The following is a 19,233-nucleotide window of genomic DNA, read 5'->3' on the forward strand; positions in this document are numbered from 1 at the left end:
TCCTTGATTAATATCCAGCGACTGGCCGATCGGCCATTACGCCGATCTAGTGCTTGCTGTAAACCACACGTAATCCATACCCCTGCACGCCATCTTCTTTTTGGGCACCAAATTTCTGTACGGCCTCTTCGTTTGTCGCAGGGATGACAATATCTTCATTACTGGTATTCGATTGCGCACCGGTATAGCCATTGACGCTGTGCCCGGTAAACTCCCACTGGTAGTCGTATTGCGCCATTTCCTCTTCCGTCAGTTTTTCCGACTGCTGGAAAACTCCATCGTTGTTGACATCGCGCCACAAGACAAAGCGATAGGCATTATCAACAGGCAAATGCTCTTTCTCATTGCCGATAAGATTGACAGGGTTAGTCGCAGATACACGGTAGATAAAGGCATTAACATCATTGCCCCCCGCGCCGAGGAAAGTCACATCTACATAGTTACTGTCGTCATACGGCGCGGCTCTCGCTTTCCAGCGGAAAGTACCGGGTAGCGTACTGGAGAGCGTAACGGTGCCTTTTTCTTTATCCTGCTTAGCGATAAAGACGCAGGGATTCTCGGTTGAACAGGGTTTATTGGTGAGCGTAACTTTTTTATCCTGCGCATCGTAAAGCTGCGGCGAAAGGTTATCTACTGGCAGAGCATTGCCGTTGCGGTCAGTGTCATCCCCAAAGCTATCGGTGACGTCGAGATCCATCACCACGCCATCGACGCCGTCTGCCTGGGCGCTGGCTTCGTGGCTGTGATTGTTCTCATCCGGCACATCTGCGATGTTGTTGACGATCAGCTCAATTTTACGATCCTGCTGCACGGTGATTTCCACCACACCGGAGTTTTGCCGGTTGCCCTTTTCATCTTCCAGCGCCAGACGCACGCGCCAGGTATTGAGTTTTTCCTGGTCGGCAGGATCGGAGCTGTACTGCCAGGCTGGCAGCACCAGATTCCAGTGGTTGTTGTTACCTTCAGTGATGGTATTCGCTTTAACAACAGGCATGACCAGCGTGCGGGAAGCGTTATTTTTCGCCTGCCACGAGGCGGCGACAATTTTGTAATGGTGGTTGATCAGCGCGTTGATGGTCCATTTACATTTTTCCAGGCCAACCGCTTCCTCTGGCGTGTCTTTAATCACGCATTCCGGGTGCTCATTGGTGGCGTCTGCTTTAAGCCACAAGGTGACATCAAGTGGGTCTTTTTCTTTGTATTCCAGCACGATAAAGTTATTACGTTCGACGAAGTCATGGCGACTGCCCATCAGCGAGTGAGCAACTTTGACGTTATCGCTATTCAGTTGATCTTTTAGCGGAACACCGAACTGATAGTTAATCGTGGCGTTAACACTAAGATCACTGTTATCTCCGGTACCTGCTTTATAGTCTGTCCCGACCGTCAGTAACGGAACGGGTTGATAGTTCACGCCGAGCGTCACTGCATAGGGATCTTTTTCTAAATTATCGGTGCCGAAGAGCGCCACTTCGTCACCGTAATATTGCTCGAAAACAATTTTGCCCCCCAGCTGCGGATAAGAAGGTAACCAGGCTTCCGCCCGGATATCCCAGCCACGTGCGGGTCGTTCTAAATAGAAATCAAAATCTTTTGAATCTTTCCAGTCTGAAAGCGGATGATAATAGTTACCAGAAAATTTTAAATAATCCGTCCAGGCTTCTGTTCCTAAGCCTAAACGGCGATGTCCACGGGTGAAATCATAATCATAAAATATATTCCCCCCCAGAAGCCATTTATCAAAATTATGTCTTACGCCTAAACCTATATTACCTATCGTTCGATCTTCTTTTCGTTGCGCAGAAAACTGACTGAAATAGACCGTACTCTGATTATCATACCAGGGGACAAAATAGTCGATTGAACTGCCGTCCAGATCGCCATCCTGACCGATGGAAAGGTTAGAGCGAACTTTACCATAAGGAGAAAGCGCACCTTCGATATAAGACTGTGCGGATGATGTGATTTGCCCTTGCAGATAGCTTCTCGCCTGGGATTCAAGCGCTTCTGGAGTCAGGTTCTCAAAGCCCTGTTGGGCGGACTCGGTAACGTAATTGGCACCACGTTCCTTGACGGATTTGCCTTTGTTACTTTGTTCTTCTTGTTGAGCAGCTTCGCTTGCCAGATCAGGTAATGAAGATTCGCTTTGCTTAATATTTATCTCCGGTGCTGCATAAGCAGCACCGGAGATAAATATTAGTGTTATATAGCGGATCCATTGCAACATGTTTTTCCCTGTGGGGATTTAATTCTAAAATAATGTCTAACATTGTATTCCAGATAACGCAGCAACTGCACACCAGAAGTGCTAAACATAGTCTTAAAGTTATAACAATGAGACTTTGTTCATTTTTAATTAGCCATTTATCTAATAGAGAAGAGATTATAATATTTATATTAGGAATATATAATGCGAAATCATATATCCCAGTGATATTAAGCAATGACAAATTCAATACGGGTTTTAGAAATTAAACCGTGACCATGCTGGCAGAAATAATCCACCGCACCACACGCTTTTAACACCTGTAACGGTTGGTGGCAGTCAGGGCAAAGTGCCTGGACGATGAAATCTTTGTCGCAAGTTACGCAGTGAGCCGTCTCGCCTTGACGTTCGAGAGGTTTTTGGCAGATTGGGCAGCTGAGTTCCATAAATAATCCTCACATTTTCATGAGTTTCCCTTTCCATATGGAAAGGGAAACCAGATAAGTAATTACTTACTTTTCTTGATATGCTTCATCAGGCGCTTACGCTTGCGCATCTGGGTCGGCGTCAGGGTGTTACGCTTGTTCGCATATGGGTTTTCCCCTTCTTTGAACTGAATACGAATCGGCGTCCCCATCACATCCAGAGACTTGCGGAAGTAGTTCATCAGATAACGCTTGTAGGAATCCGGCAGGTCTTTTACCTGGTTACCGTGAATCACCACAATCGGCGGGTTATAACCACCGGCGTGGGCATATTTCAGCTTCACGCGACGCCCGCGTACCAGTGGCGGCTGGTGATCTTCAACAGCCATGGTCATGATTCGTGTCAGCATAGACGTACCCACGCGACGGGTAGAGCTGTCATATGCTTCACGCACTGATTCAAACAGGTTACCAACACCACTGCCGTGCAATGCAGAGATAAAGTGCACGCGAGCAAAATCAATAAAGCCCAGACGGAAGTCCAGCGTCTCTTTCACCTGCTCTTTCACTTCCTGGCTCAGGCCATCCCACTTGTTCACCACAATCACAAGTGAGCGCCCACTATTGAGAATAAAGCCCAGCAGAGAGAGATCCTGATCGGAAATACCTTCGCGTGCATCAATAACCAGCATCACCACGTTGGCATCTTCAATTGCCTGCAACGTTTTGATTACTGAGAACTTCTCTACCGCATCGGTGATTTTGCCGCGTTTACGTACGCCTGCGGTGTCAATGAGTACATACTCACGTCCGTCACGTTCCATTGGAATGTAGATACTGTCACGTGTTGTGCCTGGCATGTCGTAAACCACAACGCGTTCTTCACCGAGAATACGGTTAGTGAGTGTAGACTTACCGACGTTCGGACGCCCCACAATCGCCAGTTTGATCGGCAGACTTTGCGGGTCGAAGTCGTCTTCCTCTTCTTCTTCGCCGTTCTCTTGCGCTTCAAATTGCGCCCAGTATTCTGCGTCTTCGTCCACTTCTTCTTGCGGCGCGAGATCTTCCATCCACGGCAGAAGAACGTGCTCCAGCAGGCTTAATACACCACGACCATGAGACGCGGCAATTGGGTAGATTTCGCCTAAACCGAGCGAATAGAAATCAACAACTGCCTGGTCTGGATCTAAACCATCAGTTTTGTTTGCCACCAGGAAGGTAGGTTTTTCTCGGGAGCGCAGGTGCTTGGCAATAGCTTCATCTGCTGGCATCAGGCCAGCACGCGCATCAACCATAAACAGTACAACGTCTGCTTCTTCAATCGCCAGTAGCGACTGTTCCGCCATGCGGGTTTCAACACCGTCTTCCGTACCGTCAATACCGCCGGTATCAATACAGATAAACTCGCGGCCTTCAATTTCTGCACGACCGTACTTACGGTCACGAGTCAGACCCGGGAAATCCGCAACCAGCGCATCTCGGGTGCGAGTTAGACGGTTAAATAACGTGGATTTTCCTACGTTAGGGCGCCCGACAAGCGCGACCACAGGTACCATGTTTAAAGCCTCATTTTTATAAATCATCAGACAACGATCGCTTTTTTTGCGTCGTTGTTAAAAACAGGAAAACGGCCCCTGTCCAGGAGCCGTTTTCAAAGTGAACGACAGAGACGATTAACGTGTAATGGAGTACACAGTCCCGTCTTTTGCCTGGATCAGCAGTTTGCCATCAGCGGCAACCGGTTCGGTCTGGAAACCGGAGCTATCAACTTTTTGCTGGGCAACGAAACGACCATCTTCGACGTTAATCCAGTGCAGATAGCCTTCACTGTCACCCACCACCAGGTTGCCATTATACAGCACCGGAGAAGTCAGCAGGCGATGCAACAGATCGCTTTGCGTCCACAGCGTAACGCCGCCATCAATGGTCAACGCCATCACCCGGTCATTTTGATCGACCAGATAGATGTGGTTGCCGTCGACGATGAAATCATTCACCGAACCCAGTTCACGTTTCCACATAATCTGACCGCTGCGCAGATCAAGCGCCGTCAGGTTACCATTATAGGCCAGTGCAAAAACAACGCCGTTAATGATTACCGGAGTTGTGTCAACATCGCTCAGACGGTCGATTTCAGTAGAGCCGGTCGCCTGGGAGATGCGCTGTTGCCAAATCATCTGGCCCTGTTGCATCAGTACTGCGCTGACGCGGCCATTATCACCACCAACAACTGCTGCGCCAAACGCTGTGGCTGGCGCAGATTCGCCACGCAAAGAGAGCGAAGGCATATCGAGGTTAACTGTCCATTTAACAGCACCGTCTGCTTCGTTCAGCGCTTGCAACTGACCATTACTGGTGTGGATAAGTACCAGACCATCGCTAACCACCGGGCGAGAAAGTGCTTCACCTGCGACTTTAGTTTGCCATGCTACAGTACCATCGCTGGTATTCAGCGCGTAAACCTGCGCCTTTTCGCTGCCAATGTAAACGTGACCACCTGCTACGGTCACGCCGCCAGAAAGCAATGCCGGCTCTTTAGACAACCAGCCATCTTTCTCAGCCAGACTGACAGACCAGATTTCTTTGCCGTCATCCGCATTCATCGCTTTTACTAAACCAGCGCGGTCTGCTGCATAGACAACGTTGTCCGCCAGCGCCGGATGAAGATTAGAATAGAAGTTGCCAATGCCGCTACCAACAGAGGTGCTCCACGCCGTGGTCGGCGTAAACTGGTTTTCAACGGTCGGCAATGGGGACATCTTTACCACATCTTCTTCGCTGTTAAACAGCGAACAGCCGCTTAAAAGAGTAACGGAAAGCAGTCCTGGCAGCAGTAATTTACGCAATTGCATCGGGTCCCTCTCAGATGGACAAATTATTAATTTTCATCTGCATCATTTCGCTCAGTGCCGGGGTAGCATCGCTTTTCACGCCTGCTTCCCATGCACTACGCGCACCTTGCTTATCACCTTTACTCAGCAATGCTTCACCACGCAGGTCGGCAACAATGGCAGCCCACCCTTCACCTTTAATGGTTTCAAGGGTTTTCAGCGCGGCATCAGCCTGCTTGAGCTGCACCTGAACTCGGGCAAGACGCAGATTTATCACGGCTTTGAGATTTTCATCGCTCGTGTCCGCCAACCCCTGTTGCAATTGGGCGGCAGCTTTCTCTAGTTCATTTTTGTCAACAAATTGCTGCGCAAGTTCCAAAGAAGCCAGCGCGCCATAAGTATTTTTATTTTCAGCAGCGAATTTTTCCGCCGCCGGAATGCTGTCTGGTTTGCCTTCGCTAACTGCGGTAACCGCATTTTGATAGGCAAGAGAAGTGGAGCGTGCGGAATCAACCTGATGGCTGTTCCAGTAGCGCCAGCCAATCAGTGCGCCAACGCCCAAAATCACCCCAACAGCCAGTGCTTTGCCATTTTCAGCAAAAAAGCGTTTAACCGCTTCAACCTGGTCGTTTTCGTTCTCGTAAATTTCCACGCTGTCCTTCTCCTTCCTTAACCCAGTAACGTGCGCAAATGCGCGGCTACGCTATCCTGCGCAACTGCCGTTTGCTCACCAGAGCGCAAATCCTTCACTACTGCCGTGCCGTTGGCCACTTCGGACTCACCCAGCACCACAGCAACGCGTGCGCCCCATTTATCAGCACGGGCAAACTGTTTCTTAAAGTTGCCGCCGCCGTGGTTGGTCATCAATTTCACACCCGGTAATTCATCACGTAGACGCTCAGCTAATGCCAGCGCCGCAGATTGTGTATCGGCGCCTGAAGCCACCAGGTATATATCGACAACGGGATCGGCTTTAAATTCCGGATTAACTGCCTGAACTAACAATACAAGACGTTCGAGGCCCATCGCAAAACCTACTGCCGGTGTTGCACGGCCACCCAACTGTTCCACCAGACCGTCATAACGACCGCCTGCGCACACGGTTCCCTGGGAACCGAGACTGTTAGTCACCCATTCGAAAACGGTACGATTGTAGTAATCCAGACCACGCACCAAACGCTGGTTGACGGTGTAGGCAATACCTGCGCTCTCCAGCAGTTTGCACAGACCAGCAAAATGCTCGCGAGACTCCTCGTCAAGATAATTGCCTAACGCCGGAGCGTCATTAAGTAACGCCTGCACTTCCGGATTTTTGGAATCCAGCACGCGCAGCGGGTTGGTGTACATGCGGCGTTTGCAGTCTTCGTCCAGCTTTTCTTTATGCTGTTCGAGGAATGCCACTAAAGCGTCGCGGTAGTTCGCTCGCGCTTCCAGTGAACCGATTGAGTTCAGTTCGAGGGTAACGTGTTCAGAGATACCCAGCGCACGCCACCAGCGAGCAGTAAGCATGATCAGTTCGGCGTCAATATCCGGACCTTGCAGACCGAAGACTTCACAACCTAGCTGATGGAATTGACGATAACGGCCTTTTTGCGGACGCTCATGGCGGAACATCGGCCCGATATACCACAGACGCTGTTCCTGATTGTACAGAAGACCATGCTCGATGCCGGCGCGTACACAGCCCGCCGTCCCTTCAGGGCGCAAAGTCAGGCTGTCGCCGTTGCGATCCTCAAAGGTATACATCTCTTTTTCAACCACGTCGGTGACTTCACCAATCGCACGTTTGAATAGCGGGGTCTGCTCTACAATCGGCAAGCGGATTTCACTGTAACCGTAGCTGCCGAGCACGTTTTTCAGTGTGCCTTCAATGCGCTGCCAAATGGCCGTTTCGCCAGGCAGGTAATCGTTCATGCCGCGAATGGCTTGAATGTTTTTTGCCACGTTTATTCTCTTTCTGAATATAAAAATGAACCCTCAACGCTTCCGTCAATGTTTCGGGAGCTATGCGGGTTCAATCATACACGGGAAGCGAGGCGCTTCCCATCACGTTATTATTTTTCAACCTGCTGAACGTCAATTCGACGCGCTTCGTCCAGCTGACTGGCTTTCGCACGAATGCGCGCTTCCAGCTGGTCGATCATGTCATTGTTGTCCAGACGGTCTTTGCGCACGCCATCTTCATAAAGGCCGCTTTTCTTATTGCCGCCCGTGACGCCGAGTGTAGAAACCAGTGCCTCGCCAGGGCCATTCACCACGCAACCAATGATCGAAACGTCCATCGGGGTAATGATATCTTCCAGACGCTGCTCAAGTGCGTTAACCGTACCAATGACGTCAAACTCCTGACGAGAACAGGTCGGGCAGGCAATGAAGTTGATCCCGCGCGAACGGATTCGCAGCGATTTAAGGATATCGAAACCGACTTTGATCTCTTCAACCGGATCGGCAGCCAGCGAAACGCGCAGCGTGTCACCAATACCTTCAGACAGCAACAGACCTAAACCGATGGCAGATTTCACCGCCCCACTGCGTGCGCCGCCGGCTTCGGTGATCCCAAGATGCAGCGGCTGATCGATCTGTTTTGCCAGCAGACGATACGATTCTACTGCCAGGAAAACGTCTGACGCTTTGACACTGACTTTAAACTGATCGAAGTTCAGACGATCAAGATGATCAACATGGCGCATGGCGGACTCAAGCAACGCCTGCGGCGTCGGTTCGCCATACTTTTCTTGCAGATCTTTTTCCAGCGATCCCGCGTTAACGCCAATACGGATCGGAATGTTTTTATCGCGCGCACAGTCAACCACCATGCGAATACGCTCTTCATTACCGATATTGCCTGGGTTAATGCGCAGGCAGTCGACGCCGTATTCCGCCACTTTCAGCGCAATGCGATAGTCAAAGTGGATGTCGGCCACCAGCGGTACGTTAACCTGCTGTTTGATGAGTTTGAACGCTTCTGCTGCGTCCATCGTCGGTACTGAAACACGGACGATATCGGCACCAACACGTTCCAGCGCCTTGATTTGATTGACCGTCGCTTCGACGTCCGTCGTGCGCGTATTAGTCATGGACTGTACGGCGATGGGAGCTCCATCGCCAATCGGCACATTCCCAACGTAAATACGTGTTGATTTTCTACGTTGAATTGGAGCCTGGTTATGCATGCAAAATCTCCCGCGTTACCCGTCTGTTACTGCGCCGGTGATTGTTCGGCATTTAGGGTCAGACGCGCAACCTGGTTAGTTCTGATAAAACGACTCAGATCGACAGGTTTCCCTTGATACTGGATCTGTACTGCGGCCGGCGCACCAATTTTCAGTTTATACGGTGCCTGGCCGGTTAAATTCAAATTACCGTCTTTACGCTGCATCCCGCTGAACAGTTTTTTACCGGTAGCATCAGTGACTTCCAGCCAGCAATCGGCAGTAAAGTTCATCACCAGTGCATTCGGGTTAGCCGCCGGCGTAGTCACGCCTGCCTGATCGGTTGGCAGTGGTGCCGCGTCATCTGACGTCGTTGCCGTTGGCGCGGTCGTAGCAGTGGTATCCACATTCGCCTGCGAAGGCGGAACAACTGCGTTCTGCTGTGGTTCAACGGCAGGTGCTGGCGTGGTCACGTCTGACGTTTGCGTGTTTGCAGCGGTAGTATCCGCAGGTGCTGACGTCGTGGTGGAGTCACTCTGACTAGCGTTTGAGGAGGTATCTAACGGCACGCTCTGCGCCTGGCCGCTATTACCGTTCAGTTCCGCTGTGGTCTGATCGGCCATAGTCGTGATCTCTTCCTGCTGGGCTTTGTGATCTTGCCACCACCAGGCACCGCTCAGTCCAATCACCACGAATAACACCAGCCAGGTGAAGGTCATCAGCCAGCCATCGCGTTTTTTACGTCGCTTGCCGAGAGAGAAACTCTGCATAGGCGCAACTTTTGCGGCCCGTAACGGAGCCTGTTTTTCCAGCCCCGGCAGCAGTTCTTCTTCCGGAATATGCACCAGTCGTGCATAAGACCGGATATACCCGCGCAGGAATGTTGATGCAAGGTCGGCTGGCGCCTTATCCTCTTCAATATCGCGTACCGTGGAAACCTTCAGACAAAGTCGTTCGGCAACGGCTTGCTGGCTAAGTCCAAGTTGTTCGCGGGCATTACGCAAGCGAGCGCCGGTAGTAAGTGCTTCATTTTGGTCGTGCGTGGCTTCAGTATTCATTCGCTGCAGGTACGTTTAAATGAGAATTGAGATGCCGGTGAGCCATCATGCTCACCCACACCGCGAGACATCCATTAAGTTAACCTTTATCATACAGTATAAGACTGTCTGTGTGCTCATGACAAAGCCCACATGAATCAAAGCTAACTCACTGTTGCATCGTTACATACTGCCTTAAAGTCAGCAAAAACGCACCGTTAATATTGATCAGACAATTGCAACTTAATGCTATATTCATAAAAGATTACGCCACGGTACAAAAAGTAACCGTGGCGCAAGAGACATCAAACCGTTTTCACGTCGATGGCTTCACCCTGCATCCGTTTGCGCAGGGTACGTTTAGTGCGGTCGATAACCTCGCCCGCTAATTGCCCGCAGGCTGCGTCGATATCATCCCCACGCGTTTTACGCACGATGGTTGTGAATCCATAGCTCATCAACACTTTTGAGAAGCGATCGATACGACTGTTCGAACTGCGGCCATACGGCGCGCCCGGGAACGGGTTCCACGGAATCAGGTTGATCTTACACGGCGTATCTTTCAGCAGCTCCGCCAGTTGATGCGCGTGCTCTGTACCGTCGTTAACATGGTCAAGCATCACGTATTCAATGGTGACGCGGCCCTGATTGGCATTGGACTTTTCCAGATAGCGGCGTACTGCAGCGAGGAAAGTTTCGATGTTGTACTTTTTGTTGATCGGTACAATTTCGTCACGAATTTCGTCGTTCGGCGCATGCAGAGAGATTGCCAGCGCAACGTCAATCATATCGCCCAGTTTATCCAGTGCCGGAACAACACCCGATGTAGAGAGCGTCACGCGACGTTTAGACAAGCCAAAGCCAAAATCGTCGAGCATGATTTCCATCGCCGGAACGACATTGTTCAGGTTGAGCAGCGGTTCGCCCATGCCCATCATCACTACGTTAGTGATCGGGCGCTGACCGGTGACTTTTGCTGCGCCGACGATTTTCGCCGCACGCCACACCTGGCCGATAATTTCCGACACCCGCAGGTTACGGTTGAAACCTTGCTGGGCAGTGGAACAAAATTTACACTCCAGCGCACAGCCGACCTGCGAGGAGACGCAAAGTGTGGCGCGGTCGTCTTCCGGAATGTACACCGTTTCAACGCGCTGATCGCCCACGGCAATTGCCCATTTAATGGTGCCGTCAGATGAACGCTGTTCTTCAACCACTTCCGGTGCGCGGATCTCCGCCACCTCTTTCAGCTTGCCACGCAACACTTTGTTGATGTCGGTCATCTCATCAAAGTTGTCGCAGCAATAGTGATACATCCACTTCATCACCTGATCGGCGCGGAAGGGTTTTTCACCCAAATCTTTAAAAAACTCCCGCATCTGCTGACGGTTGAGATCCAGCAGGTTGATTTTTCCATCTTTCGTGGTGACGTTTTCAGGTGTGACTAATTGTTCAGACATATGCTATTCCGGCCTCGTTATTACACGTTATGGCCCCTGGAGGGTTGAAAAAAGAAACGCCCCGGTGAGCGACTGCTCGTCCGGGGGCGCTGCATTGTACAAATTCTGGCGCATGGATGCCACGTTTGCACGCGGCATTTACGAAAATATTAACGTGTGCGCGGACACACTTCGCCTTCACCGAAGAAGAAGGCGATTTCGCGAGCGGCAGATTCTACAGAATCAGAACCGTGGGTACCGTTTTCGGTCAGGCTGTCAGCATAATCAGCACGCAGAGTACCGGCCAGTGCGTTTGCCGGGTTGGTCGCGCCCAGCAGATCGCGGTGACGCTGAACGGCGTTTTCACCTTCCAGTACGGAAACCACGATCGGGCCAGAGGTCATGAACTCAACCAGACCATCAAAGAACGGTTTTCCATCGTGTTCAGCATAAAAGCCACGAGCCTGTTCAACGGTCAGGTGCAGCATTTTGGTGCCGACAATTTTGAATCCAGCAGCTTCAAAGCGCGCAAAGATATTACCAATAACGTTTTTTGCTACCGCGTTCGGTTTGATGATGGAAAAAGTACGTTCAATAGCCATTTTTACCTCTGTAAATTATTCTGTTGTTGTCTGTACCAGCGTACGAGATGGCGCGGATTATAATGAGCTACAGGGCCGTTGACTATTGATGAAGGTAACATTTTTTTAAAATAAACCGAGTTTAAGCAACAAAATCTGACAAAACAGACTACTGCATGGCAAATCTCACCGTCGCGACCTGTCCCATTTCATCCATCACCAGTAACTGATAATCACCTTTTTCACTCAAACGCAACGTAATGTTACGCCCACGTTCAGTTAACGGCGCACCATTAAGAAACCACCATCGTTCACCTGTGCCACCCGTGGTTTGCACAGGCAAAGAAGCATCAGCAGTGCCAGGTAAACGTTTAATAATCGCGCCATCGCGAACGCCTGTCAGCTGCAGCGGGAGCTGGGCATCGTGACCGTACGGCGGGCAACTTGTTGATGCCGATGGCAGGCGTGCGGCGCGGCGCTCCGATGCAGGCAGCCAGGGTTCCAGCGGTAGCGGCCAGACATTTATCATTTCTTGTCGCGCCTGAGGGCAATCAGCGGCAACACGTTTGCCGTTTTCATCCAGCCAGATGGGGAAACGAATGCCATTAATGCCTTCCTGCTCCGGTAGTAATAGAGTTGGCGGCTGGCTCCCGTCCAGCAGCCAGGTTGCCAGGCGGCGGCGACAGTTACCGTCACCTTCCGGCAAAGACTGTCCGCCCGGCCAGCAGATAACGCCACGGCTTACAGAGTCAGGACGCGGGTCTTCCGGCAGATTCGCACTGTGCGACAGTAAGATATTATTGACCTGATTCAACAGCGGTACGGCGCTGGCAAAACCAAACTGACCGACAACGGGCGTGCCGTCCGGCCTGCCGGTCCAGATACCGACCACATAGCGAGCGTTTATCCCTATTGCCCATGCATCGCGGTAGCCATAACTGGTTCCTGTTTTCCACGCCAGTGGTACGACGCGTGGCAAGGCGCTATCCGGAAGCGGCTGCGCTTCATCTGCCATAATACGGCGGATAATCCACGCGGCCCCCGGCGACATTAACGGTCGCTCAAGTAATGGGTCGCCCGGCTGTAAGCGCAACTTACCCGCCTTACCGTGGCGAGCAAACGCGGTATACGCTGCAGCCATATCTTCCAGTTTTGCACCAGCTCCGCCAAGAATGAGCGAAAGATTGGGCGCAGCACCGTTGGGCAGATACAACGGCAATCCAACATTGCGTAATTTTGCCGCAAACCGTTTCGGGCCATAGGCTTCCAGCACCTGCACAGCAGGTAAGTTCAGCGAGCGCACCAGCGCCTCACTCATGCTGCTCGGGCCATGAAAACCGCTGTCAAAGTTACCAGGTCGATAATCACCGGTGCGTCGGGGGACGTCTTGCAACAGCGATGCCGGGTGGATCAAACCTTCATCCAGCGCCAGACCATAAACAAATGGTTTGAGCACCGATCCTGGCGATCGGATCGCATTAACCATATCAACATGACCAAAGCGTGAATCATCGTTGAGATCGACCGATCCCACCCAGCCGCGAACACGCATATCGGTATGATCAACCACGATCATCGCCAGTGAGCTGCGCGCCGGCAATCGTCCTTTCCAGTTTTGCGCCAGTTCTTCCAGACGTCGTTGAAGACCTGCATCCAGCGTAGTAACGATTTTGTCGCTTTTACTTTTACCGAGCATCATGCGCGAAAACAGCGGTGCCAATTGCGGCATTTGCCTGGGGGCCAGCCAGATGGGCTCTTCACTAGATTCTTTTACCTGCTCACGGGACCACACACCTTGCGCAGCCATCCGTTTGAGCACTTTATTACGTGCGGCCTCGGCACGTTCCGGCCAGCGATCCGGGCGCAGTCGGCTGGGCGCTTGCGGTAACACCGCCAACATTGCTGCCTCGGAATAGCTCAAATTAGCAGGCGATTTCCCGAGATAAGCCCAGCTTGCCGCACCGATCCCCTGTAACGTACCGCCAAATGGGGCGCGGTTAAGATACAAGGTCAGAATTTCACGTTTAGACAGGTGCCATTCCAGTTGAAATGCGCGCCAGAGTTGGCGAATTTTACCGCCAAAGGTTTTCGAATGTGGATCAAGCAGGCGAGCTACCTGCATGGTGAGCGTACTGCCGCCGGAGATAACCCGACCAGAAGTAAGATCCTGCCAGGCAGCACGAGCCACCGAGAATGGGTTCACGCCTGGATGCTTCCAGAACCAGCTATCTTCGTAATTGATCAGTGCTTCGAGATAACGTGGAGAAACATCTTCGATGGTTACCGGATAACGCCAGATGCCATCAGAATCGGCAAAGCGCCAGAGCGGCGTCCCATCCTGCGCCACGACGACGCGTGCGGGGTTAACTTCATGTAGCGGCAGAGGCCAGAGTTTATCTGCCCCCCACGCTGCCAGAATGATAATAAAGGGCGTGACTGCCAGCGTTATCCAGCAGCCACGTTTGGTTAACAGACGAGGCATTTACGGTCTGATAATCAGCAAATCTTCAGTAGCGCCAGTCGCCCGCCATTGGGGAACATACATTGATTCCACCATCGGTTGCGGAACCTGATACGTTCCCGGCGTTACCGCCCGCGCCAGATACACCAGCGTTACCGGCTGATATTCATCTACAGCAACCGCCGCTACAAAGCGATCGTCCCGAAACTCAATATGCTTAATGTTCGCTTGTTGCATTTGATTGAGTAGGTTTTGCACTTCGCTGCCACTTTGCTCCAGGCTGGCGCTGCCGTTAGCCAGGTTCTGGTTTTCCAGTTCCAGGCCCGCTGGCAGTAAATCAACGACCAAAGCATCCGGCACGCTGTCACTGGCTTTTACCTGCAACCAGACCAGCACCAGATCGCCGCTACGCAACGAGTCCAGAGACTTACTCTTACCGTCAGTACCAAGAATATGACGCTCAATTTGCAGCACATTGCTCGCAGGTTGTGGTGCGGATTGCGGATAACCGCTGGCATCCACACGCAGCCATAACGGCTGGTCGCCACGGTTGGTCACCTGCAACGCTGCCAGTTGATCGCTATCCAGATTGCTGTTTTGCGCTTTCTCGCCTGTCAACGGCTCGGCAGACAAAGACGTCTGCGCCTGCCATTTACCCGGTAAATCCTGAAGAGTACGGGCGGCCAGGAACAGCGCGTTACTTTCCTGGGTCGAGAGCCAACGTTCGCCAAATGCCTGCTGTGAAAGGGTGTTAATCAATGCCTGCTGTGCATCAGGCAGTAGCTTGTTCTCTTCAAGTAAAGAGAGCATCAGCGCGTTATCGCGCAGTGGGCTACCGTAATCGCCCAGCCATTTCCGTGCATCGTTACGCGACGTTTTCAGCGCCAGCGCAATCGCTTCTTCACCACGCGTCGCATCACCCATGGTTTTCAGCGCAACGCCAAGTTGCAGCAGCGGTAAACCAGAAGCCGCATCTGCACGACGCTCCCAGATTTCACGTAGCGCACCCAGCGGTGCTTTTTGCTGCCGTGCCAGCACCAGTGCAGCGTAAGACTGAACGGCAAACTTACTGGCTTTAAGATTATCAGCGTACGGAATCGACATCATGCCCGGATCTTGTAAATAGCGCAGCAGACGCTCGTTTCCACGATTAATGGCTTCTGTCGGCACGCTGTAACCCTGTTCACCAGCACGGGTCAGGAAATCCATCACGTAGGCGGTCAGCCAGTACTCTTCGTCACCGTTTTTATCCCACAGGGCAAAGCCGCCGTTATCACGTTGCATTTGCAGCAAACGCGAAATGCCAATATCGACTGCCGCACGGCGTTTATCATCGCTGTCACCTTTTATACCCAACGCCTGCAGTTGGGCTGCATTGGTATAAAGTGACGGAAACAGGCCGCTGGTGGTTTGCTCCAGGCAGCCGTAGGGATATGCTTTTAACTCTTTGATATAACGCGCGATGTTCAGCGGTGGCTTGCCGCTCAACAACAACTGCCCTTCCAGCGTAACAGGCGAGAAGTTTTGCAACCCATCAGCCGGGAGCGCCCATGTTTCACCAGGCTGTAATGCCGTACCGTAATTGACCGTTTGTGCCGGGAATGCCGGACGGACGCCGATTTTCCACTGCTTATGCTGATCGGCAACGGTTTCACCTGGTAACGCTAACCCGCTAATGGTGGCCTGAATTTCACCATCGCCAAACCCCGTCAGAGCACGCACCGGGATAAACAGCGTGGTTCGCACACCTGGCGCTAATTCAACAGGTGCGGGGGAATTACTCACCAGTTCAAGCAAGCCACTGGCGGTCAGAGCAACGTTAAGTTTTTGCGGTTTATCGGTAAGATTAGTGATGTCCAGCGTCAGACGTGAGGTGTCGCCGCTAGCCATAAAGCGCGGCATGTTCAGTTCCGCTATCACGGGTGCCGCAACAACCACTTTGCTTTCGTTGCTGCCGAAATCATCTTCCGTCCATGCTTGCGCCATGACGCGCAATTCACCGTTAAAATCGCCAATAGGCAATGTAACCGTGCCTTCGCCCTGTTCGTTGAGCGTTACCGGCAGCGCCTGTTGCGCGACAATATTGACGTGATTTACTGGCGGTTTGCCACCGCGTTTCAGTTCATCACCATCGCCACCAAAGCGCAGTGCAGCCAGACGCCCCTGACCTTCAATAACCTGACCGTAAATATCGTAAATGTCTGCGCCATAGCGTTTCTGACCAAAGAACGCCTGCCACGGATCTGGCGTGACGTAGTCAGTAATATTCAGCACACCACTATCAACGGCAGACACCAGCACATTCACCTGTTTTGGCTTCTCGCCATTTTTAGTGCTGGCTTTAATTTTCACGGTTAATGGTTGATTGGGACGCATTTTTGATGGTGTTTCCAGCGTCAGATCAAGGCGACGGTTTTCATCACCAAGCGGCAAATGCAACACACCAACCGCGCGTTTTGGCGTCGCGGAGCGAGATTTATCGCCAGGACGCACCACCAGAGTACTCAAATAAAGATCATGACGATTCCAGGTTTTATCGACCGGAATCGTCAGATCCAGCCCTTGAGCCGGAACATCAATCTCTTGCCACCACAGCGGCCCTTCACTGGACTCGACCATCGCATAACCTTTACCCGCCGTTGGCGCGGCGATATGCAACTTAATGGTGTCGCCCGGGCGATAACTGGCCTTATCCAGTTTCAGCGTGACACGGTCCGGACGCACTGCGCCGCTACCGTCGCTATTATCCTGCCAGCTATATCCGGCCCAAAAACGCACGCTACTGACCGCTTCATTCGGCGCTTTGACTTCCAGACGATAAGCGCCCCACTCTACCGGAAAACTTACCTTGCCGGTTTCATCCGCTTTCAGATCCAGCGTTTGCTCATTTTCGATCAGATCTTTTTGATCGAACTGTGACTTCCAGCCTTCATCTTCCGACCAGTTCCAGTAGTAATCGCGACGTTCGCGAATCAGTCGCACCTGCAAGCCCGACACTGCTTTTTTCACGCCCTGCGCATCGCTATAAACGATATCAAAAACAGCGTTACTGTCTTCATCAACAATGGGCTGTTTTACCATGCTGTCAGTGCGATAATCGTAAACTGATTTTGAAGAGAACTGCGGACGGATCCCTGGCAGCACATCGGCAGGCCAGATAGCCTGTTCAGCGCGGCGCGTCACCGGGCGACCACCCGATTCCAGCAAACTCCCCTGGAAAATAACCTGTAATGGGGAATGTACTTCCTTCCACTGGCTTTCAATGGAAACTTCGCCGCGTCCTTTATCATCCAGCGTCAGCTGGACTTCATCCAGCGTGCGCGAAAGGTTTTCGGCAGCAATATCGCCAAATTCGAAACCAGGCAATGCAGAAACCGCTTCACGCAGCGGCCGCAAGAAAAGCTGTCCCTGCAAGGTATTGCCATTAGCAGGTGCACCATACAGGTAGTACCCCACCACGGAGAATTTCACTTCATCTTTCGGCATGAGCGGGGTTTTCTCACCGGTCAGATTCAGCGCCATGCGCTCCGGCATAAAATCTTCGACGTGGAAATCCCACATCCGATACTGGTTATCCCCAGTGTTGGCTCGGATATGCCACATTCCGGTTGCCGCGGTGCTATCCAGCGGCCAGGTAAAGTGGTAGAGGCCATTTTCCGGCTGGCTAACAACACTACGCAGTACCTGCCCGTCAGGTTTAATCACGTCCAGTTTGATGGGTTGATCCGGCAGAGCTTTACCGTCTGCATCACGCAGTAAGCCGTTGAGGATTACCGTTTCGCCAGGGCGATAAAGATCGCGCGGACCAAACATAAAGAACTGTTTGCTGTAGCCTGGCGCGCCAGCAATGTTAAATTCCGCTAAGTCCAGTGCCGGTAGTTTTAAATCGAGCAGCGTTGTCTGACCGTCTTTACGCGCCAGCAGTAGCGCCGCGTTTTTATCATTTTCCAGCTGTACATGGCCCTGTGAATCACTGGTCGCCTGAGTCAGGGTCTGCCCTTTCTCATTTAATAGCGAGACTTCAATTCCTTGCTGGGCCGCGCCGTTTTCCAGGCTTTGAGTAAAGATATCCAGACGATTGTGATAACGGTGGGCCGATACGCCGATATCACTTAACGTAAATAGCGTGGCTGGATTACTGTAATCGTAATGTCCGGCCTGATTCATTACAGCCAGATACACGCCCGCCTGCTGAAGCGGCTTGATATCGCCCAGCGGCAGCAATAATTTTTCGCGGGTGTTACGCGCAGGATTGAGATCAAACCGCCCGGTATAGACCAGGTCCGCCATCTCCAACAGTTTGTCCGATTGCCAGTTCGCCAGTGAGTTACGATATTCCCACTGGCTAATGAAAGCTGGCAGCGATTCCGGCTTAACACGGAAGAAGTTAACATCGACATTGTTAACGTTGAGCGCCATTACCGGCAGTCCTTCCACGACTTTTCCGGGTAGCAGCGAACCACGGCTGGCAAAGCCGACGCTGGGTTGGATATCGCGGGTGGTGATGGTTTTTTCGTAATCTTTACTGAAGGTGGCGTTATTGAGTGCCTTAACTTCCTTGCCAATAGTGACGATCAAATCACGTTTCGGTTCGAGGTGGCGTAAACGCAGTTCTTTGAGATTATCTGACAACTCCCAGGCGCCATCCACTTTGCCGCTCTTTTTATCGACGACATGAATAACACGAGAGAAGTCCTGATCCGGGTCGAGGGGGACAGAGAAAGTCAGTACCAGCGTGGCTGCGCCATCGAGCTGCACCTCAGAGAGATCCAGCAATGTCAGTGCCTTACCCGCACTCTGTTGTGCCAGTTTTTGTCGCGCCGGCGAGGAGAGTTTCGCAGAAGTCGCATTTGTCGAAGATGACTCTTTAGCAACTTCAGAAGACGTATCTTTTTTCACTGCAGTTGGCGCGTTATCGTTGTTGTCGCACCCTGCCAGCGCCAGCATCAACATACAGGCGGCTAAGCGTAACTTTTTCATCTCTCATCCCTGCCACAATGGCCCGTTAGCAACGTCGAATGATTATTATGCGTGAGAAATGACGTTATGTAATTCACTATCACATCTACAAAATCCGAATTTTAGTGAGAAATGTGGCTCA

Annotated in this window: 12 protein-coding genes; all 12 read right to left on the reverse strand. The window is 51.8% G+C overall.

Going from position 1 to position 19,233, the window contains the following annotated elements; translation table 11 throughout:
• Window positions 1-46: 46 nt before the first annotated feature.
• Window positions 47-2,227 (reverse strand): intimin-like inverse autotransporter SinH, encoded by a 2,181-nt coding sequence (gene sinH, locus FEK66_RS08890; protein WP_135407542.1) that lies wholly within the window; start codon window positions 2,225-2,227, stop codon window positions 47-49.
• Window positions 2,228-2,436: 209 nt separating this feature from the next.
• On the reverse strand, window positions 2,437-2,652 hold the full coding sequence (locus FEK66_RS08895; protein ID WP_130207487.1) for a zinc ribbon domain-containing protein: 216 nt from the start codon (window positions 2,650-2,652) through the stop codon (window positions 2,437-2,439).
• A 62-nt stretch (window positions 2,653-2,714) separates the two neighbouring features.
• Window positions 2,715-4,187 (reverse strand): ribosome biogenesis GTPase Der, encoded by a 1,473-nt coding sequence (gene der, locus FEK66_RS08900; protein ID WP_032281443.1) that lies wholly within the window; start codon window positions 4,185-4,187, stop codon window positions 2,715-2,717.
• 117 nt (window positions 4,188-4,304) lie between these two features.
• The gene (gene bamB / locus FEK66_RS08905) at window positions 4,305-5,483 is read right to left on the reverse strand and encodes an outer membrane protein assembly factor BamB (RefSeq protein WP_135494836.1); all 1,179 of its coding nucleotides are present in this window, start codon (window positions 5,481-5,483) and stop codon (window positions 4,305-4,307) included.
• A 10-nt stretch (window positions 5,484-5,493) separates the two neighbouring features.
• Window positions 5,494-6,114 carry an ancillary SecYEG translocon subunit YfgM gene (gene yfgM / locus FEK66_RS08910; RefSeq protein ID WP_130207491.1) on the reverse strand — a complete coding sequence of 207 codons (621 nt, stop codon included), beginning with the start codon at window positions 6,112-6,114 and terminating at the stop codon, window positions 5,494-5,496.
• A gap of 17 nt (window positions 6,115-6,131) precedes the next feature.
• Entirely contained in the window at window positions 6,132-7,406 is a 1,275-nt protein-coding gene (hisS, locus tag FEK66_RS08915; RefSeq protein WP_135494838.1) for a histidine--tRNA ligase, read from the reverse strand.
• 110 nt (window positions 7,407-7,516) lie between these two features.
• The gene (ispG, locus tag FEK66_RS08920; RefSeq protein ID WP_000551807.1) at window positions 7,517-8,635 is read right to left on the reverse strand and encodes a flavodoxin-dependent (E)-4-hydroxy-3-methylbut-2-enyl-diphosphate synthase; all 1,119 of its coding nucleotides are present in this window, start codon (window positions 8,633-8,635) and stop codon (window positions 7,517-7,519) included.
• 26 nt (window positions 8,636-8,661) lie between these two features.
• A complete protein-coding gene (gene rodZ, locus FEK66_RS08925; RefSeq protein WP_135494840.1) occupies window positions 8,662-9,672 on the reverse strand; it encodes a cytoskeleton protein RodZ in 1,011 nt (336 codons plus the stop codon).
• A gap of 284 nt (window positions 9,673-9,956) precedes the next feature.
• Window positions 9,957-11,111, reverse strand: a complete 1,155-nt coding sequence (locus tag FEK66_RS08930; RefSeq protein WP_130207500.1) for a bifunctional tRNA (adenosine(37)-C2)-methyltransferase TrmG/ribosomal RNA large subunit methyltransferase RlmN — start codon at window positions 11,109-11,111, stop codon at window positions 9,957-9,959.
• A 149-nt stretch (window positions 11,112-11,260) separates the two neighbouring features.
• Window positions 11,261-11,692 carry a nucleoside-diphosphate kinase gene (gene ndk, locus FEK66_RS08935; protein WP_000963835.1) on the reverse strand — a complete coding sequence of 144 codons (432 nt, stop codon included), beginning with the start codon at window positions 11,690-11,692 and terminating at the stop codon, window positions 11,261-11,263.
• Window positions 11,693-11,840: 148 nt separating this feature from the next.
• Window positions 11,841-14,153, reverse strand: a complete 2,313-nt coding sequence (pbpC, locus tag FEK66_RS08940; protein ID WP_135494842.1) for a peptidoglycan glycosyltransferase PbpC — start codon at window positions 14,151-14,153, stop codon at window positions 11,841-11,843.
• A complete protein-coding gene (gene yfhM, locus FEK66_RS08945; protein ID WP_135494844.1) occupies window positions 14,154-19,112 on the reverse strand; it encodes an alpha2-macroglobulin in 4,959 nt (1,652 codons plus the stop codon).
• Window positions 19,113-19,233 lie beyond the last annotated feature (121 nt).

Source organism: Escherichia sp. E1130, from assembly GCF_005781065.1.
Classification (GTDB): Bacteria; Pseudomonadota; Gammaproteobacteria; order Enterobacterales; family Enterobacteriaceae; genus Escherichia.